Source organism: Campylobacter concisus, from assembly GCF_001298465.1.
Taxonomy (GTDB): domain Bacteria; phylum Campylobacterota; class Campylobacteria; order Campylobacterales; family Campylobacteraceae; genus Campylobacter_A; species Campylobacter_A concisus.
This window is the reverse complement of sequence record NZ_CP012541.1, coordinates 1,573,055-1,594,815: the sequence shown is the minus strand read 5'-3', so window position 1 is coordinate 1,594,815 and position 21,761 is coordinate 1,573,055. Positions and strand designations below refer to the sequence as shown.

Sequence of the window (21,761 nt, the reverse complement as noted above, 5' to 3'; positions counted from 1 at the left end):
TGCACTACGTTTAGCACTAAATTTAGAGCCTTGATATGCTCGCTCATAAATTTTAAAATTTACCTGACGCTTGCTTGATGTAAAATGCATGCGGCGCAAAGCGCTATCGCATGCTCTCTAACGTGCGAGAGGTTTTTACTTCGACTTCGTTTCGTAACTGCAAGCAGACAGGGGATTTAAAAAGAGAGGATAAGGGTACGGCTTCGTAATTCAAGTCCCCTTGTCTCCACCTTGAATAAAGTTTTTAATTTAAAGTCTATATTTTTAAAAATAGAAATTTACTATTTTGCAAATTTTAAAACTTTCATTCACTTGCAAGAATTGACTACTGATCTAGGTTTAGCAAGGCTTGCCACTAAAATCGGAGCCGAAATTACTCATTTATGAAATTTTAAATTTGTCTAAGATCCTGAAAATAGCAGCATACCAATGCCGCCATGTAAGCTATGAATACACAAGCGTTTTGGTAAAAATAGAAATATATCTGAGTTTTAACGGTCGCTATTTAAATAAATTTATTTTAAGCAAATCACTCACCAAAACCCACCAAATTTCACAAAAATAGTAAAATTCAGCTCCGCCACCAAGTCTGTTTTAAACTAAATTTCCTTGGCGATCTTGCTCATTTTATTGAGCAGTTTTTCACGTTCATTTGGCTTTAGGTTGCCGTATTGAAGCTTTGTTATCATCTGCATGAAGTCAAATTGTTTAAACATTTGCGCATCACTTTTTAGCTCTTTTTCTAGCTGTTTATAAATTTTTTCAGTCTCTTTATTTGCTTTTTCTAAATTTTGTAAAAAGCTTCCAGTTGCACTCATATCAAGATCGTTTTTTGCAGCTTTATCGATGACATTTTTTAGATTTGCTAAATTTTCAGAAATTTTCATCTACGCTTCCTTTTGGATTTTAAAATTTATAGCAAATTTTATTCCTAAATTTTCTCCCACCACTTTTTTCTAGGCGGATTTTGGGTAGTGAAAACTTCTCCGATCATCGGCGTTGCGTAGTTTAGCTCAAGGTTTGTCGCTGCCTTTTCAAAACGCTTGATCGGCTCACCCCAAGCGTGATAAGATAGATCAAATTTGCCCCAGTGCACCGGCACACCAAGCCTTGCACCAAGATCTTTTAGCGCTTGCGCTGACTCCTCTGGCTTCATATGCACGTAAGGCCAGCCATCGCCGTAAGCACCATTTTCGATAAAAACTAGATCAAAGGCACCAAATTTCTCATTTATCATCTTAAAATGCTTGCCGTATCCGCCATCTCCGCTAAAATAAAAGCTAAAGCCAGCCTCTTCAACCGCCCAGCCACCCCAAAGCGTCGTATTTCTTTTAAATGTGCGCCCACTAAAGTGCCTTGAAGGACAAAACGTAAAGTTTAAATTTCCTATTTTTTGCTCACCAAACCATTCAAACTCATAAATTTTGTCTTCATCAACGCCCCATCTTACAAGATGAGCTTTTACACCAAGTGGCACTAGAAATTTGCAAATTCTATCTTTTAGCTCAAGTATCGTTTTATGATCAAGATGATCGTAGTGATCGTGCGAGATGAGGGCGACATCGATCACATCTGGGTAGTCACTAGCGGTGATAGCATGCTCGTAGGCAAAGGGCTTACCGCCAATTGGCAGTGGAAATGCTCGGTGCAAAACTGGATCTGTGATGATAGTTTTGTCATCAAGCTTGCATATGAGGCTAACGTGCCCAAGCCAGATAAACTCGCCATTTTTGAGCGCATTTGCGTCAAATTTTAAATTTGGTAAAGGCTTAGTTGGTAGCTTACCTTTTGGTGGAAAAAGTGCTTGGCGGACGAAATTTAGCATAGATGCTTGCGGATTATTCTTTACCATATCAATAGTGGGCTCTAAATTTATAAAAACTTTGCCGTTAAAATTTGGCGAAGATTCTATCAGCTTTTGGCTTTTAATATCTGGCACGCCACCAAAAACTGGGGCAAATCTCATAAATACAAAAACTGCAACAATAAGCAAAAGTATAACTATAAAAATTCCCATAAAAAGCCTTTTAAATTTAAAGGTCGGATTATATTTTAGATTTTTAAATTTCAGTTTTATTTAATTAACCCGAGCTTAAATAATTAACTTGTAAATTTAAACTTAATTAAGATATTTTTACTCTTTATAGGAAAATTTTATTAATAAATATTATCCTTTAGCAAATAAACATACCTAAAAATCGATATTAAGTAGATAATCTTAAAGATATATAAAATAAAAATTTAATTCTAAAAATACAAAATTTGTCAGATAGATGACGGAATTTATTCATTGTAAGTTATAGAATTATTACAAAAATTAGGAAGGAGCGTTTGAGATGTTAAATAAAAATTTAACTATCTCTATTTTGGTGACTAACCATCACTTTAAAAGTGAGCAGGGCAGTTTAGCCTTGTTTAATGGGAGGAATTTATGAAAAAACATAAATTTGTGATTGCCGATTATAAACGCTGTATAGGATGTGCAACCTGCATGGCTGCATGTTTTAAGAGCGCTTATGAGCGCGGCAAGCTGTCACGTGCAAGGCTAAGTGTGCTAAGAGAAGCTACTGGCGTTATGCCAACTCAGTGCAGACAATGCGACGATGGTCCTTGTGCGAATGTGTGTCCAACTGGAGCATTGCGATTTAATGATAATTGCATCGAGCTTCACGAGGAAATTTGTATAGGTTGCAAGATGTGCACGATCGCTTGCCCTTATGGTGCGATAAGCTCAAGTGCAGAGCTTATGCCTTCAGTAAATTACGCTGTCGAGCCAAAATACTATCTTGAAGTAGAGTCACAATCAGGCGCAAAAAACATCGCAGTAAAATGTGATATGTGCTTTGGCCGTGAAAATGGACCAGCTTGCGTTGATGTCTGTCCGACGAGTGCTCTTGTTATGATAGATCCAGAAGAGGGCAAACATAAGCTTGGCAAGAGGATAGACTACGATGCAGCGAATAAATTTGCTACTAAAATTTTAAACGGACAAGGAGCATAAGATGACTACGGTTTATATGCTATTTCTTGTAAGTGCCGTCGTTAGTATCTTGCTCTACTGCGCTCCAAAAGCCGCTGTTAAAGTTGGTTTTGGACTAAGTGCTATAAGCTGCTTTTATGCGATGTGTCACTTTGTTGCAAATATGGGAGTAAGTGATAGCTTTGCTCTTATGGATGGCTTTTTGTATTCGCCAAAATTTGCACTAAATCCACTTGGAAATTTCTTCAGCTTTGTCGTTGTTTTCATCGGATTTGCAAGTAGTGTTTATGGTATGAGCTATGCAGAAGAGTACATAAAAAAAGCAAATGTTGGTGTGTTTGCATGTTTGTTTAACACATTCATCCTTTCAATGCTTCTAGTAATCAGCGCTGACAATGTATTTTGCTTTGTTGTTTTATGGGAGCTTATGACTCTTGTATCATCATTTCTTATCATCGTCAATGACGGTAAAAATACACTTAAAGCGGTTATGGTATATCTTGGTATCGCACAAATCGGTGCATTTTGTATAACCTGTGGCTTGCTTATCACAGCTTACTATGCAGGAAGCTTTGAATTTAGCGCATTTATGGGTGTTAAGATGCCATTTGGCGCTTCTGCTGCTGTATTTATACTATTCTTGGTCGGCTTTGGTAGTAAAGCTGGTATGTGGCCATTCCACGTTTGGCTTCCACAAGCTCACCCAGCAGCACCATCAAACGTTTCAGCACTTATGTCAGGCGTTATGATTAAAGTTGCTCTATTTACATTAGTTAAATTTACACTTTACTTGCCACTTAGCACATATTTTGGACTTACTATACTTGCTCTTGGTGCAGCTAGCTCACTATTTGGTGTTTTATACGCTCTTTGCCAACACGACTTCAAAGCTTTGCTTGCTTATCACTCAGTTGAGAATATAGGTATCATCTTGCTAGGTCTTGGCACAGGAATTTACGGCGTTGCAGCTGGAAATTTAACACTTGCAGCAGTAGGTTTTCTAGCAGGTTGCTACCACGTAGTTAACCACGCTATATTTAAAGGTCTGCTTTTCCTTTGCGCTGGTTCAGTTATCCACGCTACTCATACACAAAATATGGACATCCTTGGTGGTCTTGCTAAAAAGATGCCATGGACAAGCCTTGGTATGTTTATAGGTATCATGGGTATCGCAGCCTTGCCTCCAGTAAATGGCTTTGTTTCAGAGTGGTTTACATATCAAGGTATGCTTCAAGGTGCAATGGGCGAGGGAACATTAGTTAGATATGCATTTACACTTGGTGTCGTAGCTCTTGCACTAACAGGCGTTTTGGTCGGTATGCACCTCAAACTTTACGCTGTTATCTTTGCAGGTACTCCAAGAGATCAAAAAATTTGGGAAAATGCTAAAGAGAGTCCAATAGGTATGGTTCTTGGTATGATCATCCTAATGATAGGATGTGTGGGCTTTGGTCTTGGCGCAAACTACATAGTTGATTACATTATGCAAGCTGTAAATTCTATCGCTATAAGCGACTATAAAGCTAGTCTTGGTGCTATAAACGTAACTTCACCAATAGGCAGTATGATCTCAACTCCACTAATTGCTTTGGTTCTTTGCTCAACCATGATTTTGCCATTTATTATCCTTGCTGTTATGAAAGCAAACAGAGATAAACCACGCGAGACTGATCCTTGGGCATGTGGCTTTAAATATAGCTCACGTATGCAAATGACAGGTGGCCCATTTACAGGTGATCTTAGAAAGATCATGCAATGGCTATTTAGAGCTGATAAAAAGATCGTTACTAGAAATTATTTTGACGCGGTTGAATATCACAACCATCCAAAAGATATCTGGTGGGGAATGTTTTATGAGCCAGTCATCAAATGGTGTATGAAATTTGCTGATAAATTAGGCATCGTTCAAAGCGGATATACAAACGTTTATACGCTTTATATCCTAATTTATCTTTGTGCCATACTTGCTGTGGGCTACTTTTTAGTTTAGGAGACGAAAATGCAAACTATACTTTTAATGATATTTCAAGTAGTCGTTATCGTTTTGGTAGCTCCTTTGTTTGATGGTATGGCAAGAAAACTAAGGGCTAAACTTCAATCAAAACAAGGTAGCGATTTCTTTCAAACATATCGCGACATTATAAAACTATTTAGAAGAGGAAGAACCGTCCCTGAGTGCTCACACTGGGTATTTAGATGGGCTCCGTTTTTCCTTTTTGCAACTTCAGCTGCAGTACTAGCTGCTATACCTATAACATATAGCAAGGATACTGTTTTTGGAGCGTATTCAGATATATTTGTGATCCTTTATCTTGGCGCATTGCTTAGATTTGTATTTGGTGCAGCTTCAATGGATAGCGGCAACCCATTTGCAGCAACAGGCGGCGGCAGGGAGCAAATGCTGGGCGTATATGTTGAGCCAGTCATGATCATGTGTCTAATCGTCGTAATGCTTGCAGCTAAAACATCAAATTTAATTGAGATCCAAGAGATGGTAAAAACTGGCGTTATCGGATATCAAATCCCAAGTTTTGCCGTAGCTTCTATCGCATTTTTATGGTGCATGTATGTTGAGACTGGCAGAAAACCATTTGACGTAGCTGAAGCAGAACAAGAGCTTCAAGAGGGCTTACTTGGCGAGTACGCAGGTAGCGACCTTGGTTTAGTTCAAGCATCACTTATATTAAAACAGTTTGCTATGATCGGACTTTTCCTAACTATATTTGAGCCATGGAATTTTAGCAATCCTTTCTTAGCTATCATCGTTTTTGTGATAAAAACTGGAGTATTTTACGTAGCAGCTGTCTTTATAGACAACTTTGGCCCACGCTTTAAAATGACTTCATCTTTACGCAAGAATGCGCTTGGTGCACTTACTATCTCGTTTGTTGCACTAACACTTTATGTAGTAGGAGTGTGAGATGCAAACACTTGATATTTTAGCCATTTGCATGATCGTAACTTCGCTTGCGGTTTTTGGTCTTAGAAATTTAAAGCTATCTATCATCGCTTATGCGGTTGAGACATTGCTTTTAGTTAGCATATTTTTCTTATTATCTGAAAAATTTAATGCCGAACAGCTCACAACTTGGGCGATCGTTGCGTTCTTTACCAAAGTTATTTTTGTACCAGCTATCTTATTCTGGCTTGTTAAAAAGCTAGGTGTAGTTAGCGAAGATGAGCCAGTTGGTGGATTTTTTGTAAGCCCTGTTATCGCTATGGGATTTTCTCTAGCTCTTTCAATGAGTATCCACCCTATATTTTTAAAATTCTCTCTTATCAAAGAAGAGATCATGCTAATAGCTGCTGGAACAGTCTTTATGATGGGAATTTTTGGCTTCATGCTAAGAAACTCATTTATAAAACAAATTCTAGCTTACTGCTTATTTGAAAACGGTATCCACCTAAGCCTTGCTCTAATGGCTTATAACTCACATGAGTTAGTTGAGCTTGGAATTTTAACAGATGCGATATTTGCCGTTATCATCATGAGCATTCTAGCGATTAGATTTTATAAAGCTTATGATAGCTTAGATACTTCTAAAGCTTCAAATTTAAGGGGTTAGAGATGGATAGTTTAGCTTTAATACTTATCTTACCGCTCCTTGGTGCTTTGGTCTTGTTTTTGAGTCCTAAAAATTATGCGGTATTAAGCGGACTTCACGTTTTGTTTTCTGCTGCGACATCGGTGGCTTTACTTAACAATGTTCTTAAAGTCTTAAGTAGCGGAACTTTTTATAGTTTTGATAAATTTTTGTTTTTAGATAGCTTAGGCTGTGTTTTCTTGGTGCTTATCGCTGTAACTGGATTTATAGTAAATTTCTACTCTATCCACTACATGAGATGGGAGCTTGAAGATGGACACATCCACTTAAGTGATCTTAAAAAATATTATGCACTAAGCCATGTATTTATCTTTACAATGACTTTAAGCGTTATTTGCAATAACGTTGCGTTTATGTGGGCAGCTATCGAGGCTACAACTCTTGCTTCAGTATTTTTGGTCGCTATCCACAAAGATCAAAAATCAACAGAGAGTGGCTATAAATACATCGTTCTTTGCTCAATCGGCCTAGCATTTGCACTTTATGCGACTGTTCTTTTATACTCAGCTACATTTAGCACTCTAGGAGATGGCGAAGCTTCTATGCTATTTTCAAGCATAATGGCAAATGCTAAAAATTTAAACCCAGATGCAGCAAAGCTTATCTTTGTATTTGCGCTAATTGGTTTTGGTACAAAAGCTGGTCTTGCGCCAACTCATACTTGGCTACCAGACGTTCACGCTGAAGGTCCAGCGCCTATCTCAGCTTTGCTTTCAGGTGTGCTTTTAAAATGTGCGATGCTAGCGCTCTTAAGATACTACGCTATCACAGCTCAAGCAGTTGGATTTAGCTTTGTTGAGGGCATAATGATCGTTTCAGGAACTATCACACTCTTTGTAGCGGGATTTTTCCTAATCAGACAACACAACGTAAAAAGAATGTTTGCATACCACTCAATCGTTCACATGGGTGTTATCGCATTTGCACTTGGTGTTGGCGGTAAATTTGGTCTATTTGCAGCGATATTCCACTGCTTAGCTCACAGCTTCACAAAAGCTTTGGCATTTTGCTCAACAGGCAATATCGCAAGAATTTATGGCCACAAAGATATGAGTAAGATGGGCGGCATGGTTAAGATCGCACCGATCACCACTATAATGTTTGGCGCGGCTGTTTGCTCACTAGTTGGTGTTCCAGCATTTGCTATATTTGTTAGTGAATATAACGTCTTTGTAGGAGCTATCACAAGCGGTCAATACATCGCAGTTGCGCTATTTGCTATTGCACTTGCAGTTATTTTCATAGCTGACTTTGCGCACTTTAACATGGCAAGCTTTGGCGAGCCAAAAAGTGTGGTTGTTCATAATAAAGAGATGAGTTTGTTAGAGAATTTACCTCTTATAGCACTTTGTGCCCTTATCATAATCTTTGGCGTATGGCACGTAGATAGCTTTTATACGCTAGTAGATAACGGTGTTAATATAATGATGGGAGCTTTAAAATGAGAGGCGATAAATTTGTTGAAATCCTAAAAAACAAGGTAAAAATTTTAGAAGTAACTCGTCAAGCAGACGATCAGATCACAGTTTTGGTTGATAGAAATGATCTTCCACTAGCTGTTAAAACGCTTTATTATGATATTGGCGGCTTCATAAGCACAATGATACCAAACGACGAGCGCCAGATAAATGGCAGCTTTGCGCTTTACTATGCTATCTCAATGGAAGGTAGCAAGATGACTGAAGCGGACGACTTTGCAGCTGAGGATAAGTGCTTTATCACAGTTAAAACTCTTATCCCAGGAAGCGATCCGACATTCCCATCTGTTACTCCACTAGTGCCAGCTTGTGTTTGGTACGAAAGAGAAGCTTATGATATGTTTGGTCTAGTGGCTGAAGGTTTGCCTGATAAAAGGCGTCTAGTTTTAAGTGATGACTGGCCAGACGGACTTCACCCACTTAGAAAAGATGCGATGGATTATCGCTACCGCCCTGATCCGGTTGATCACAGAGATGAGCCTGATGCGGAGTTTTTGTTCCCAACAGGCGATGCAGTAGTTGATGTGCCACTTGGACCACTGCATATTACTTCAGATGAGCCAGGTCACTTTAGACTTTTCTGTGACGGCGACGAGATCATCGATGCTGACTACCGCTTGTTCTATCAACACCGCGGTATGGAAAAGCTAGCTGAAAACAGAATGAACTATGATCAAATGGGCTATCTTGCAGAGAGAGTTTGTGGAATTTGCGGTTATGCTCACGCTATTGCTTGTATTGAAGCGGCAGAAAAAGCTATCAAACTTGAAATTCCACTAAGAGCTCAAGCTATACGCGTCATCTGTCTTGAGATCGAGCGTCTTCACAGCCACCTTTTAAATATCGGTCTAGCTTGTGAGGTCACTGGTAACTATAATGCGTTTATGCACATCTTTAGGGTTCGTGAGTACTCTATGGAGCTAGCCCAACTTGTAACTGGCGGACGTAAAACATACGGCAACGTCGTTATGGGTGGCTTAAGACGTGATATGACAAACCAAGAGATCAAAAAGGGTATCGAGATCATAAATAAACTTGACGTTCAAATTTCAGAAATTTGGGACGCAGTTATGGAGGATAAACGCCAAATCGGACGCTGGAAAGGTGTGGGTATCTTAGACCGTCAAATAGCACGTGACTTTAGCCCAGTTGGTCCAAATATGAGAGGCTCTGGCTTTAAACGTGATAACCGCTACGATCATCCATACGATTTCTTTAAACAGATAGAATTTGAAGTAGCAGTTGAGCATGGTTGCGACGTTTTTGCTCGCGAGATGGTTAGATATAAAGAGCTAAAAAGCTCTATCCACATCATCCGCCAATGCTTTGAGCTAATGCCTCAAACTCCGATCATGATCGATCCTGTGACTATGATCAAACCTGAAAATTTTGCACTTGGTCATGATGAAGCACCACGTGGCGAGAATGTCCACTGGATCATGCAAGGTAGTGCTCAAAAAGTATATCGCTGGAGATGTAGGGCTGCAACATATAACAACTGGCCAAGCCTAAGGTATCAATTTAGAGGAAACAACATAAGTGATGCTGCACTTATCGTTTGCTCACTTGACCCTTGCTACTCATGTACAGAGCGTGTTACATTAGTCGATGTAAGGACTAAAAAGAGCAAAATTTTAACAGAGAAAGACCTTAAAAAATTCTGTCAAGATGGCGGGGTTAGTAAGAAGGATTTAAGATGATGAAGTTATTTGACATCACAGAAAAATATGGAAAAGCGACATACGCCTATCCATTTGAGCCATATATTGTTCCTGAAAATTTCCGTGGTCAGCCAAACTATACATACGATCTTTGCATAGGTTGTGCAGCTTGCGGTATCGCTTGTCCTAGTAACGCGATAGAGCTTAAGATGAACGAGGAGCAAACAAAGCTTGTTTGGGAATTTGACTGCGGACGCTGCATATTTTGCGGACGTTGCGATGAGGTTTGCCCAACTGGAGCTGTAAGACTTAGCGATAGCTTTGAGCTTGCGGTTAAATTTGACAAGAGCGCTCTTATACAAAGGGGCGAGCTTGAGATGCAAACTTGCAAATGCTGCGGCAAGCCATTTACACCAAAAAGGCTTATAAATTTTACTCTTGAAAAGCTTGGCACTGCAAATTTACTCCCAGGCAGACTTGAAGAGGCAAAAGACTACCTTTATATCTGCCCAGAGTGCAAGAAAAATCAATCTGCTGAGAGGCTAACAAAAGGCATTGAGGAGGCTATAAAATGAGTCTATATCAAGTCCCAGAGGACATAAAAACAGCAAATGATCTAACTGCAAAGCTAGAGCATCTAAAAAATATCAAAAGAAGCTTTAGCGTTTATAGGATCGACTGCGGAAGCTGTAACGGCTGTGAGATAGAAATTTTTGCGGCTATTACACCGATGTGGGACCCTGAGCGCTTTGGCTTTAAGCTTGTGGCAAACCCAAGACACGCTGATATTTTACTTTGCACCGGTCCTGTAACAAGACAGATGTATTATCCGCTTCTTCGTGCTTATGAGGCGACTCCAGATCCTAAGATCGTAGTTGCTCTTGGTGCGTGCGGAAGCAGTGGTGGAATTTTCCATGACGCTTATAGCGTTTGGGGTGGCATTGATAAGATAATTCCAGTTGATGTCTATATCCCAGGCTGTCCTCCACATCCAGCAAGCATTATTTACGGCCTTGGAATGGCTCTTGGTATCATCGATCAAAAACTTCATAAAAAAAGCTATGAGGAAGATAACACATTGCCACCTTCAGTTGAGAAGTCGGTCATAGGCGATATCTTGTTTGAGCGTGACTTGCAAGCTGAAAGTAGAAGGCTAATGAGCTATATCTTTGGTAGAATCCTTTTTGAAAAATATATGAATGCTATCAAATGTTCAAAAGATGTCCATGACCCAAGCATTTCAAGAGAGGCTGTGCTTACAGCTATTAAAAAAGAGGAAGATCCTAGATATGCCGAGTGCATGGGGCTTTTGCATAATGATGTCTATCTAAAATATGCAAAAGCTGATAAAAGCTTTGCGATAGACGTTGATAGCGAGGTTTGGAGTAAGAGATGATACAAGTTTATAAGCTTACAAAAAGGCATATGGACGACAACGATAAGCTTCCACGCGAGCTAAAGGAGATAAAAATTTTCTCCACTTGCGTGGGACATGGCGTTGGCACGATAGACTTTAGCGAGAAAATTTTAGAGCTAAGCGATGAGGAATTTGACGAGATGATCAAAAACTCAGGCGAATACGTGAAATTTAAGATCGGAAATTTAAGCAAATATTTTGAAGTTGAAATTTTTGCCGAGCATATCGCTAAACTCTTGCCACAGCTTTGTGAGTGTAAGCTTAAAGAAATTTTGGCAAATTTAAAAGAAGGATATATCGTGCTTAGGAAGGACTTTTGATGAAAAAGGCCATCCTTTGCATCGGTAATCCTATGCGTGGCGATGATGATGTGGGTAATGAAGTAGGTCGCATTGTAGAAGCTGAGCTAAAAGAGTGGAAGGTCTTTTTTGGGCAAGATGTGCCTGAGAATGAATTTTCGGCCATTAGAGAATTTGCGCCTGATATCTTGATAGTAGTTGATGCGATGAGCGGCTTTGATGAGGATAAGATAGAGTTTTTTGACCTAAGTGACGATAGGGACTACATCTACTCAACCCACAATCTCCCAACGCCAGTACTTTTAAGCTATTTGCGTAAAATTTGTCCAAAGACGCTTTTTCTTGGCATTAGCGTCTTGCTTGAAAATGTCCTTGATTTTGAAGAGGGTCTAAGCGAGCAGGCTAAAAAAAGTGCCAGAAAAGCTTTTTTGAGAATTGTAGAGATTGATAAAAATTTAGTCGGTTAAATTTAGTAAATAGCTAAATTTAGTCTTTTTGGTTACTAAAGACAAAATTTTACTTTTAATCGCAAGCAGTGATTTGACTTTAGTAATTTTGCAAAGTGTTAAACTTTGGTCGCAAAGATGAGCCTGGCTCATGTGCGAGATTGAAAATAAAAAGGAGAATGTGATGTTAAATCCGGCAGAAACCGCTCAAGCGGTCTCAAGCTCTATGGAGCATAAGGCTCATATGCCACTTACTAGTATTATCTTCCTTGCTATCATGGCTGGAGCTGCTATTGCTATGGGTGATATTTTTTGGGCTCACTCAACAGTTGGTATGGCTGAAAACCAGTCTATAGGTCTTTCAAATTTTATCGGTGGTATCACATTTAGTTGTGGTCTTATGATGGTTGTTTTTTATGGCGGTCACCTCTTTACAAGCTCTGTTTTAAGCGGTGTTAGCGCATATGAAGGCAAGCTAAAACTAGGACAGACTATTGGATACTGGGCTATCGTTTGGATATTTAACTTTGTTGGCGGTGCATTGATTGCATATATGTACTACTATTCAGGCTTGCCACTAAAGTATGATGGCTACATATTACAACACTTCGTGCCGGCTGCTATTGGTAAGATCACAGCACCATTTCACGAGCTATTTATCCGCGGTATCTTTTGTAACGTCTTTGTTTGTATGTCTATTTGGACTGCGACAAGTGAGAGCAATCTATCTGGTAAATTCTTTGCCATTATGTGGATGATCGGCGCGTTTGTAGCTTGCTCTATGGAGCACTGCGTTGCAAATATGTTCATCATAACTGAAGCCATCATCTCAAAAGCTCACTATATAGCAGCAAGCGGCGGAGATATCACTGCTGCGGCTGCGACTCTGGGACATGGCATCACGGCTGAAAAACTAGAAGTTTTAAACTGGGGAAATTTCATCGGTAAAAACTTAGTTCCGGTTACACTTGGTAATATCTGCGGCGGACTTTTCTTTGTTGGTTTAGTTGGCTTCATGGCTAATAAATTTGAGATGAAGAAAAAAGCTTAAAAATTTTAGTCTTTGCTTCTTGGCAAAGACTAATCTTTTAAAATTGCTCTTTTTGCTAGCAATTATCTTTTTTATTAAAAATTTTTGATTTTTAATTTGTGTAGCTTTCAAGTTTTTCGTAATCTATGATCAAAAACTCATGTGGCGTTATTTTTCTTATAATGTCATCTTTTATAAGCTCATTAAATGCAGTTGAGGCACTTTGTCTTTTAAGCCCTACGAAGCTTGATAGCACTTTTAAAGAAAATGGCAAAAAGACATAATGATAGCCATTTTGTTTTAGATCCTGTTCGCGTGCTAACTCGATCAAAAAATTTGCAATCCTGCCTTTCGCATCTTCAAAAAGTATGGATTTTATTATCTGACGTTGCACGATGATAGCATTTAGCACCGCTTTTAAAATTTCATCTACTACTTTTATATTTGATAAAATTTCACCTATCTTACTTAAGCTTATGGAGTAAATTTTGGCATCTTCTAAAATTTCAAAAGCACAATTATCATCAAGAACAGCGATGTTGTTTGCCTCTAAGCGGTAGAGGATAAATTCTTCCCCGTCTTCAAAAAATGAAAGTTTTGCACAGCCACTTTTTAAGAAAATGATTTCAATCTCTTCTGCGTAAATGATGCTTGTTTTTGGAAGGTTTTTATACTCAAATTTGTCAAGCTCGGATTGAGTTAGGATATCTAAAATTTGTGTTTGCAAAAGGCCTAAACGTGACTTTTTCATGATTCTCCCAAAAGTAGTTTCGGATTTTATCTTAGAAAGTATTTAATCAAGTTGAAATTTTTGCCTTTTAATTTTTAAATTTCAATAATTTTTAAAAATAGTATTAATTTTTAAAAGAAGGTTGCATAAAATGCAACCAAATTTTTAAAATCCGTGAAGTTTTTTTAGATTTTCATCTATAGGTTTTTTATGTCCATCTTTTGTCACACTGACGTAGGTTGCGATGGCGCTTGTGACATGTATAGTCTCTCTAAAACCACCGTCATTTAGCCTCAGCGCAGTTACTTCTATCTGTGTTGTTATTGATGTTTTGCCAACTGCGATGATCTTTGCGTAGCAGCTTAGCACATCGCCAACAAAGACAGGTTGCTTGAAAATGATCTCTTTCATAGAAATGGTCACAACACGTTCAGGAGAAATTTCTCTAGCAGCCTGAGCACCTGCAAGATCGATCTGACTCATTATCCAGCCACCAAAGATATTTCCAGCCGAGTTTGTGTCCTTTGGCAACATAACTTGTTTGATACGTGGCTCACCAAAATCCTTTAAAATATCCATTTTTTGCCTTTTAGATGTTAAAATTTTTGGTTGATTGTAGCAAATTTTAAGGCTTTATGCTAAAATCTTGCAACTTCAGGGGATAAAAATATGAATGATTTTAAAAGATTAAACGAACTTACAAAAGAGCAAAAAAATAAGTTAAATGCTATTTATAAAAATTTAGACGATGATATCATAAACGAGGCTGTTAAAATTTGTGGCCTTGCTGGCACACCAAGTCAGAAACTAGCCCTTGCAAGAAGGATAGTAGATCTTAAAGTAGATCCGCTTCAAAATGAGCTAAAAAAGCTAAATTTAGGCGAGGACGAGCAAAAAAACGTACTAAATTTAATGTATGTCTACGTTAGAAATTTATATGAAAATCTGCACGCCAAGCTTTTAGAAAAGGCCAAAGAAGAGGAAATTTTAGATCAGTTTAATCAAGCTTTTGTGCAGGCTATGCACGAGCTTGGTCTAAGCCTAAATTCGTGGCAAATTTCATGGCAGGATCGTATTATCGACACTACAAACAAAGAATTTGAGGCTAAATTTAAAGATTTAAGCCAGGCAAATGAGTTTATTACTAAAAACGGCTTATTTCAGTGTGACGCTAACGGCGTAAGGGCTGATAGAACGTATGGTGCGGTAGTAAAAGAAGGCGAGAAATTTAGCTTTTTGCCTTACGCACTTGCCTTTAAAGATGAGGTGAGAGAGCTTAAAAGTGTCTTTGCTAAAAATCTTGAAATTTTAAGAAATTTAGCCCAAAATGACGAGCAAAAATCATACATAAAATACCTTGAAAAGCTACAAAATGCCTTTTGCGAAGAGGACAACGCAAAGGTGATAAACGCTTGGCAAGAAGCCGAGATAGCGTGGATGGATGTAAAAGGCGCACTTCAGCCAGGCCATCCACTAGAGTACTACGAGGACGCTTACACGCATGCAGTCGCACTTGAGTGGGACATCAGGCTGGTCGATAGCGAGGGCATAGATGAGCATAATTTTAAAGAGAAAGTGGCAAAAACTTATAAAAGCGTTTGCGAAAAGATAAAATTTGATAACGCTGAGACAAATAGGGCAGTTAGCGAAAATATCGCTAGGACGCAGCTTTATATAAGCGTGCCGATGATCTATTATGGTGCCGAGCTAAATGGACTTTTTAGCGCTCAAGTCGTGCCAAATGATGAGAGTGTGAGTGCAAAATGCGGTAAGAAAATTTTTGCCTTTGTAAATCACGTCTATGAAAGCGCAAAGGCAAAGCCTTTTATGAAGCTTGGGGCTGAAATTTTTAGCAAGGAGTTTTTGGATTTTGGCAGAGAGATTTTATTTTTAAAGCCAAAAATTTGGAAAAAAGTTTATGAAATCTCAACCATTGGCCATGAGTTTGGGCACATCCTCTTTATCGGACTTGATACTGAGATGAGTATGAATAAAAGCGGCGTCTTTAAATTTATTGAGGAGTATAAGGCGACGACTGGCGGGTTAGTAAATTTCTTTTTACACGAAGAGGCGGAGTACAAAATGGCCGTCTTTCATGAGCTAATAGCTCGTGCTGTTGGGCTTATAGCGTGGCGAAAGGTCGATGAGGTTAGGGCGTACTACTGCGAGGGGCTCATACATCTTAGCTTACTTTTTAGGGCTGGAGTGCTTGAGTTTGACGGAAAACTAAGTGTGGACATGAGCGAGCAAGCCTATGCTAAATTTAAAGAAATTTGCCTGCAAAACTACTTCGATCTAGCGCAAACATACGCTAAAAAAGATGATGCGAGCACGTTTTTGGAGAAATTTTGCCAAAAAGATGAGCTAAGCTATCTGCCAAAAGATGAAGAGTGCAAGAAATTTGTTGAGCATTTTTACGCTAGATACGAAGCTATCGGCAACGACGTCGATGAAAGTGGCGAGTGGCAAAGGTGGCAAAGCTTAGCCAAAAAGGAAGAGAAAGATATATAAAGACGGAACATGATAAGTAAAATAAGTAACGAAAATCAAACATCTTTTTTATTTATATCGGTACTTTTTTGTGTGTATGTTGTTAGTTATTTTATTGCTAGTGGTTTTTATGAAGACATAATTACTGCTCTATTTGATTTTATGATCACATTATTTATATTTTTAAAGCTAAAAGAGACAAGAAATTTAAAAACATATTGGATATATATATTACTAGGTCTTACTTGCTGGGTAGTATCAGACACTATGTGGATGCTATATGATAAGGTTGATTTTCTTAAACGATTTCTTTCTAAAGTCAATTTTATACAAATCTCATACGTAGTCTCATATTTTATGTTTGCATTTTCTGCTTTTTATATTTTGATTAAAAATTTGAAAAATTTATTTTTAATGCAAGTATTTGTGGACTCGGTCTCTATTTCTGCAATATATTTTAGCTTTATGTGGTTTATGATTTTTGATAGAAGCTTAACTCAAGTTTTAAGCCAAAAAGATTTTTTTAATCTAAGTTACATTGCCATAGATTTATTTATGTTTTGTACCTCATTTGTTGCGTTTTTTTCACTTAAATTTTCAAAAAGAAGACTATCTATACTTTTATGCTTGATAGCGCTTATTGTAATAAGTGTTTATGATATTTTTACCACTACAATGGATTTTTGGATAGATGAAATATCCTTTTTTGGATATGACATTGTATTTAAGAGTGCATTTTTTATGTTATTTGTTGCCACACTTCATTTAAGAGAGGGCGAGGCAAATCTAAAATTTAGGGCACTTAGAAATGATTTTGATAAAATTTTAATACAAAAGCTATTTGTTTTTGCCGTACTTTTAACGATCATGATCTTGTACTCTTGGAAGATAAATTTGACATGGTTATTTTCTATTTTAGTTACTTTGCTCGCGTACGGGGCATTATCTTATACATTTTCTAATGTTAGAAAGATGGATATTTTAATTAAACGTGAAATACATATCAAAAAAGTGTTAAATAATCAGATAGAAAGTAAAGTAAAAGAGCTTGAAGAGACAAATAGGCACCTACAAAGGATCAGTAAATATGATTATCTAACGAATGCTCTAAATCGCCAGTATTTTATCGCAAGGCTTGAAGAAATGATAAAGTCAAAGGCGCTTGGCGAAAAGATAGATATTTATAGTATTGACATAAACCATTTTAAAGCGATAAATGACTCGTACGGGCACTATATCGGCGATGATGTAATAGCAAAGTTTGCTTTAAACATTGAGTCAATATTGCCACCAAACGATTCCTTATTTGCAAGATCTGGCGGAGATGACTTCATCGTTGTTCTTAAGCAAAACGAAAATGTACATTACAGGGAATTTTTGCACTATCTACTAAAAGCTATTTCAGAGCCAATCGTTATAGATGATTATAAAATTGTACTTGATGCGAAAATAGGGATTAGCTCGACACAAACTAGTGAAATTTTGGCTGATGATTTTATCATGCAATCAGAAGCAGCACTAGAAGCAGCAAAGAAAGATGCATCTGAAAAGTATGTTTTTTATAGTGATATAAAAAGCATGATTCAGGATAGAAACTATATAGAAATATTGCTAAATAGCATAAGCTTTGATGAAGAATTTGAGCTAAAATTTCAGCCCCAGTATCTAATAGAAGGTAAAAAAATAGTAGGAGCAGAGGCTCTTGTTAGGTGGAACTCTCCTATAAAAGGTCCGGTAGATCAATCAAAATTTATCCCAATAGCCGAACAAAGCTCGATTATCAATGCGATAGGAAAATGGGTGGCAAAAAATGCTATAAAACAAATGGCCTTTTGGAATGAGAAATATAATACAAACCTAAAAATAGGCATAAATATCTCACCAAAACAGATTGATAATATAAATTTTGCATCTAAATTTTTAAGCTATATAGATAGATACGGCATCGATCCATCTTGTGTAGATGTTGAGATCACTGAGGCTAGCCTCGTTAATGCCGAAGAGATGATGCAAAGTGCGTTATCTGAGCTTTCAAATAGAGGAATTTGCATATCCATAGATGATTTTGGTGCCGGTTTTTCATCAATGAACTACATCAAAAAATATCCTATGAGTCGCCTAAAGATCGCTAAAGAGCTGATAGATAATATTGCTAAAAATGATATAGATAAAGACGTGGTAAAAAGCGTTATAGCTTTGGCTAAAAATGTGGAGCTAAAGACTATTGCTGAAGGCGTCGAAGATGAAACCCAGCTTGAAATTTTAAGAGAGCTTGGATGCGATGAGGTGCAAGGGTATCTTTGGGGCAAGCCAATGAGTGCAGAGGATTTTGAAAAGCTTATAATAAGCGCTATTTAAGCATACTCTTTGCACTAAAATTTTCAAATTTCAAAATATCTTTATGGCAAAGTTTAGCCAGCTCATTTATCATTTTTGAGCTAGCTTCATCTTTTGGGATTATTAGATGAATCTTTTCTTCTAAAAAAATGATAAAGATATTTTTGAGTTCATAAATTTCACTAACTTCATTTAGGTCAAATTTTTCATTTTCTTTGGGTTCGCTTTCATAATAAGCCAGAAATTTCTCATTTACTTCAAAATTCATTTGCTTTTGAACATCTGAAATTTCAATTCTTTTTAATGCAGCGATACGACTTTTTTTCAAAAAGATTGGATAAAAAACGATCCAAAATATAGCAAAAACAGCTCCGATAATAGTAAAAATTTTACTTTTTAATAACATATCAGCAACAAAACCAGCTATGAGAGCCTCTGTAAATACCATAAAGGTATTTATAAAATATTGTTTCCTTGCTGCTTTTGATAGAAATAAGTTAAAAGATTTATAATCTATTAAATTTTGTCCATTTATGACGATATTGCACTTCATAAGATACCTTTGTGAATTTTAAAATTTTTTGGGAAATTATAACCAAAAGCAAAGTCAATTTTTGTATAATTTGGACTATTTCTTAGGAGAGGGACACTATTTTTTTAATATCAAAATCATCTATAACTGGCATGCGAAAATGGATCTTAGTTGCAGTTGTAGCGCTATTCGTATTTGCACTATTAGCATCTTTACTAGACTATAATCTAATTGGAAAAATATCTATTTTGCTTGGTTTCTTTATGATAACTTTTGGTATTTATACTTCAATGGATAAAGTAAAAACCAAAATAACGCATTGGCTTGCAATATGTTTTGGTGTTTTTTTATGGTCTATTTGCGATGCATTAATGGTGTTAAATCAAGATATACTATTGCGGGCTTATAGTTCTTATGCGTATCTTGATGTGTTTTTTATGTTGCCGATGATATCTATTTTAGCTGGCGTTAGTATATTTTTGTATTCAAAATTTGCAGCCAGCCAAGAAAAACTAGCCATTATTATGGATAGCATAAGTGTCTTTTTTTTAATAGTAATTTTAATATATGGTATTTTTGATGAAGTAGATATCTTATCGATGATAAATAATAGATCAAATATCGTTTTTCTCTCTATTGTAGCCATAAATTTTCTTATACTTTTTATTACTTTAAGTGAGATTTTTACAAGCAGTTTGCTTCATATAAAAATTAGCGGCTTTTACCTTATATCAGCTAGCATTTTATTTACGATGCTAAATTTATTTATTTTCTATAGTCAGGTCTCAAATGTAAATTTTGGCCATAAAATAGATTTTTTATATATCGTTCCTTTCTTCTTTTTAATGATAGGAGCTTTTCATTTAAAAGCTAAAAACGAATATGTTACAAATACCGATAAAGATATCTCAATAGGATCAAAATGGCTACCAATAATAATAGTTTTACCTTTGCTATTACAAGAAGATCTAACATCTTTTAGCGCACTTATCTCACTATTTATCTTGGTTGTAAATGCTATTGTTAATTACTATGTTAAAAGCTCTATTGCAAGCAGAAAAATATTAGATTATGAGAGAAATCTTCATAGAGAGATGGAAAAGTCGATGCATGAGCGAACCAATGAACTTATGCTCGCAAATTTAAGACTTCAAGATATGTCCGAGAAAGACTATCTAACAGACCTTGGCAATAGAAATTTTATAGTAAATGAGCTTGAAAGAATGTGCAAAAGCATCTCTGAAGATGAGGAAATCGCAGTTTATTATATAAATTTAAGCTGTTTTAAAAGCATAAATACATCTTATGGGCATGAAATAGGCGATAGAATTTTAAAACTAGTTGCAAAGAGGATACTTGAAGTTTGCAATAGGCAAGAAGCCATAGCAAGGATTAGTGCGGACGAATTTATTGTATTAGCAAAAATGGAGATAAATAGTCATACAAAACGCTTAAATCTTGGTATTGCCTTAAAAGATGCTATTGAAAAGCCAATTCAAATAGATAGATATCACTTTGGGCTTAAGTGCATAATAGGCATAGATGTAGCAACAAAAAATAGCACGGCAAATCCAAGAAATATTATAAAAAATGCAGATATGGCAATGTATTACGCCAAGAAAAATCCAGCTTTAAATCCTATGGTTTATAGCGATAAAATTAGCAATGAAATGCACCTAAGCTCAAGTATCGAGATCGCGCTTAAAAAAGCTAATTTGCAAGAAGACCTTCATGTATATTTTCAACCAATATTTGATCTAAAAATTGAAAAAATGATCTACGCAGAGGTTTTTTTATATTGGAAATCAGAAAAATTTGGCTTGATGGAAGCAAGTAAATTTATGAAAGAGGTCAATGTAAATAGTGATATCTTAAACGATATTTGCTCGCTTTTAGTTTCAAAGACCATAGAGTATGTAGATAGATTGCAAAAAGAAAAACTCTTGATACCAAAAATAAGTATAAATGTTGCACAGATTCAAAGTAAATCAGAAAAATTTGTTTTAGATTTTATTTCTAGCTTACGCTCGCATCATATAAATCCAGAGCTTTTTGAAATAGAATTTGGCGAAGAAATATGGACAAACAATACTAAAACGCTTGATAAAATTTTTTCTATTCTTAAAGAAAATAATATAGATGTTTGCATAGATAATTTTGGCTCTGGATATACTTCATTTATTTATATTAGAAAATACGGTGTTAAGCGTATAAAAATAGCAAGTGAATTTGTTGCTCAAGCATCAAATAGCAAAATAGATGCACAAATCGTATCTGCAATTATTGATTTAGCAAAGGCAATGAAGATAAGAGTTGGCGCAAAAGGCGTAGAAAAAGAAGAAGATATTCATTCCTTAAAAGAGCTTGATTGTAACGAAGTTCAAGGACTTTTCTTATCTCGTCCTATGAGTGCAGAAGAATTTGAAGACCTTGTAAGACAAGATCCTCAAATGATAGCTAAAGTTTAAATTTCAGCCTTTATCTCTTCGTTTGATTTTACGACCATACCTGAGCCATGGATCACGCTTGGAACACAACTGGTGCAGATATCAACTTCTTCACCATTTTTATGAGCGTGGATAAAAACTGCATTTGTATCATCACTGCTTTTTAGTCCGCAAACATTGCAAACCACTAGATCTTTTTCTCTCATTTTTTCTCCTTTGAAATTTTTGCCTATTTTAGCTCCTAAATTTTATACATAAAATGATTTAAGTCAAGCTTACCTCGTGGCATTTAATAATTTTTTGTTATAA

The 21,761-nt window shown here is 36.7% G+C and carries 20 protein-coding genes; 14 read left to right on the top strand and 6 right to left on the bottom strand.

The features are described 5' to 3' along the window. Positions 1–599 precede the first annotated feature (599 nt). Together CCON33237_RS08065 and CCON33237_RS08060 are read right to left on the bottom strand one after the other, a co-directional pair. Positions 600–887 (bottom strand): hypothetical protein, encoded by a 288-nt coding sequence (locus tag CCON33237_RS08065; RefSeq protein WP_021091759.1) that lies wholly within the window; start codon positions 885–887, stop codon positions 600–602. Between the two features lie 44 nt (positions 888–931). After that, complete coding sequence (locus CCON33237_RS08060; protein ID WP_054197162.1) at positions 932–2,017, bottom strand: MBL fold metallo-hydrolase; 1,086 nt, start codon at positions 2,015–2,017, stop codon at positions 932–934. Positions 2,018–2,431: 414 nt separating this feature from the next. On the opposite strand from CCON33237_RS08060, the gene CCON33237_RS08055 reads away from it, so the two are divergent. The 11 genes from CCON33237_RS08055 (at position 2,432) to CCON33237_RS08005 (ending at position 12,937) form a co-directional block, all read left to right on the top strand. After that, positions 2,432–3,001, top strand: coding sequence for a 4Fe-4S dicluster domain-containing protein (locus CCON33237_RS08055; RefSeq protein ID WP_054197161.1), 570 nt, complete (start codon positions 2,432–2,434; stop codon positions 2,999–3,001). Between the two features lies 1 nt (position 3,002). Continuing rightward, entirely contained in the window at positions 3,003–4,970 is a 1,968-nt protein-coding gene (locus tag CCON33237_RS08050) for a proton-conducting transporter transmembrane domain-containing protein (protein WP_054197160.1), read from the top strand. A gap of 9 nt (positions 4,971–4,979) precedes the next feature. After that, complete coding sequence (locus tag CCON33237_RS08045) at positions 4,980–5,900, top strand: respiratory chain complex I subunit 1 family protein (protein ID WP_054197159.1); 921 nt, start codon at positions 4,980–4,982, stop codon at positions 5,898–5,900. Position 5,901: 1 nt separating this feature from the next. Further along, a complete protein-coding gene (gene hyfE, locus CCON33237_RS08040) occupies positions 5,902–6,546 on the top strand; it encodes a hydrogenase 4 membrane subunit (protein WP_054197158.1) in 645 nt (214 codons plus the stop codon). Between the two features lie 2 nt (positions 6,547–6,548). Beyond that, positions 6,549–8,030 (top strand): hydrogenase 4 subunit F, encoded by a 1,482-nt coding sequence (locus tag CCON33237_RS08035; RefSeq protein WP_054197157.1) that lies wholly within the window; start codon positions 6,549–6,551, stop codon positions 8,028–8,030. After that, positions 8,027–9,763: a hydrogenase large subunit gene (locus tag CCON33237_RS08030; protein WP_054197156.1), complete on the top strand. Its 1,737-nt coding sequence runs from the start codon at positions 8,027–8,029 to the stop codon at positions 9,761–9,763. The genes CCON33237_RS08035 and CCON33237_RS08030 overlap by 4 nt, the downstream gene beginning before the upstream one ends. Next, positions 9,760–10,299, top strand: a complete 540-nt coding sequence (locus CCON33237_RS08025; RefSeq protein ID WP_054197155.1) for a formate hydrogenlyase complex iron-sulfur subunit — start codon at positions 9,760–9,762, stop codon at positions 10,297–10,299. Before CCON33237_RS08030 ends, CCON33237_RS08025 begins: the two co-directional genes overlap by 4 nt. Beyond that, on the top strand, positions 10,296–11,120 hold the full coding sequence (locus CCON33237_RS08020) for an NADH-quinone oxidoreductase subunit B family protein (protein ID WP_021091627.1): 825 nt from the start codon (positions 10,296–10,298) through the stop codon (positions 11,118–11,120). Before CCON33237_RS08025 ends, CCON33237_RS08020 begins: the two co-directional genes overlap by 4 nt. Next, a complete protein-coding gene (locus tag CCON33237_RS08015; protein WP_021091884.1) occupies positions 11,117–11,461 on the top strand; it encodes a formate hydrogenlyase maturation HycH family protein in 345 nt (114 codons plus the stop codon). Before CCON33237_RS08020 ends, CCON33237_RS08015 begins: the two co-directional genes overlap by 4 nt. Next, positions 11,461–11,907, top strand: coding sequence for a hydrogenase 3 maturation endopeptidase HyCI (locus tag CCON33237_RS08010; RefSeq protein WP_054197154.1), 447 nt, complete (start codon positions 11,461–11,463; stop codon positions 11,905–11,907). The genes CCON33237_RS08015 and CCON33237_RS08010 overlap by 1 nt, the downstream gene beginning before the upstream one ends. A 163-nt stretch (positions 11,908–12,070) precedes the next feature. Further along, the gene (locus tag CCON33237_RS08005) at positions 12,071–12,937 is read left to right on the top strand and encodes a formate/nitrite transporter family protein (protein WP_054197153.1); all 867 of its coding nucleotides are present in this window, start codon (positions 12,071–12,073) and stop codon (positions 12,935–12,937) included. A 91-nt stretch (positions 12,938–13,028) separates the two neighbouring features. On the opposite strand, the gene CCON33237_RS08000 is transcribed toward CCON33237_RS08005, so the two are convergent. Beyond that, on the bottom strand, positions 13,029–13,667 hold the full coding sequence (locus CCON33237_RS08000) for a Crp/Fnr family transcriptional regulator (protein WP_054197152.1): 639 nt from the start codon (positions 13,665–13,667) through the stop codon (positions 13,029–13,031). Positions 13,668–13,811: 144 nt separating this feature from the next. After that, positions 13,812–14,225, bottom strand: a complete 414-nt coding sequence (locus tag CCON33237_RS07995; protein ID WP_054197151.1) for an acyl-CoA thioesterase — start codon at positions 14,223–14,225, stop codon at positions 13,812–13,814. Between the two features lie 90 nt (positions 14,226–14,315). Here CCON33237_RS07995 and ciaB point away from each other — a divergent pair, with 90 nt between their 5' ends. Both ciaB and CCON33237_RS07985 read left to right on the top strand, forming a co-directional pair. After that, complete coding sequence (ciaB, locus tag CCON33237_RS07990; protein WP_054197150.1) at positions 14,316–16,157, top strand: invasion protein CiaB; 1,842 nt, start codon at positions 14,316–14,318, stop codon at positions 16,155–16,157. Positions 16,158–16,811: 654 nt separating this feature from the next. Then, positions 16,812–18,494 carry a putative bifunctional diguanylate cyclase/phosphodiesterase gene (locus tag CCON33237_RS07985; protein ID WP_236842010.1) on the top strand — a complete coding sequence of 561 codons (1,683 nt, stop codon included), beginning with the start codon at positions 16,812–16,814 and terminating at the stop codon, positions 18,492–18,494. Here CCON33237_RS07985 and CCON33237_RS07980 read toward each other — a convergent pair. Beyond that, complete coding sequence (locus CCON33237_RS07980) at positions 18,487–19,026, bottom strand: hypothetical protein (protein WP_054197148.1); 540 nt, start codon at positions 19,024–19,026, stop codon at positions 18,487–18,489. The two genes, CCON33237_RS07985 and CCON33237_RS07980, sit on opposite strands and share 8 nt — an antisense overlap. A 242-nt stretch (positions 19,027–19,268) precedes the next feature. Between CCON33237_RS07980 and CCON33237_RS07975 the strand changes: the two genes are divergently transcribed. Next, positions 19,269–21,473 carry an EAL domain-containing protein gene (locus CCON33237_RS07975; RefSeq protein ID WP_054197147.1) on the top strand — a complete coding sequence of 735 codons (2,205 nt, stop codon included), beginning with the start codon at positions 19,269–19,271 and terminating at the stop codon, positions 21,471–21,473. Here the strand turns inward: CCON33237_RS07975 and CCON33237_RS07970 are convergent. Beyond that, complete coding sequence (locus CCON33237_RS07970; RefSeq protein WP_021091806.1) at positions 21,470–21,658, bottom strand: hypothetical protein; 189 nt, start codon at positions 21,656–21,658, stop codon at positions 21,470–21,472. The genes CCON33237_RS07975 and CCON33237_RS07970 overlap by 4 nt on opposite strands. Positions 21,659–21,761 lie beyond the last annotated feature (103 nt).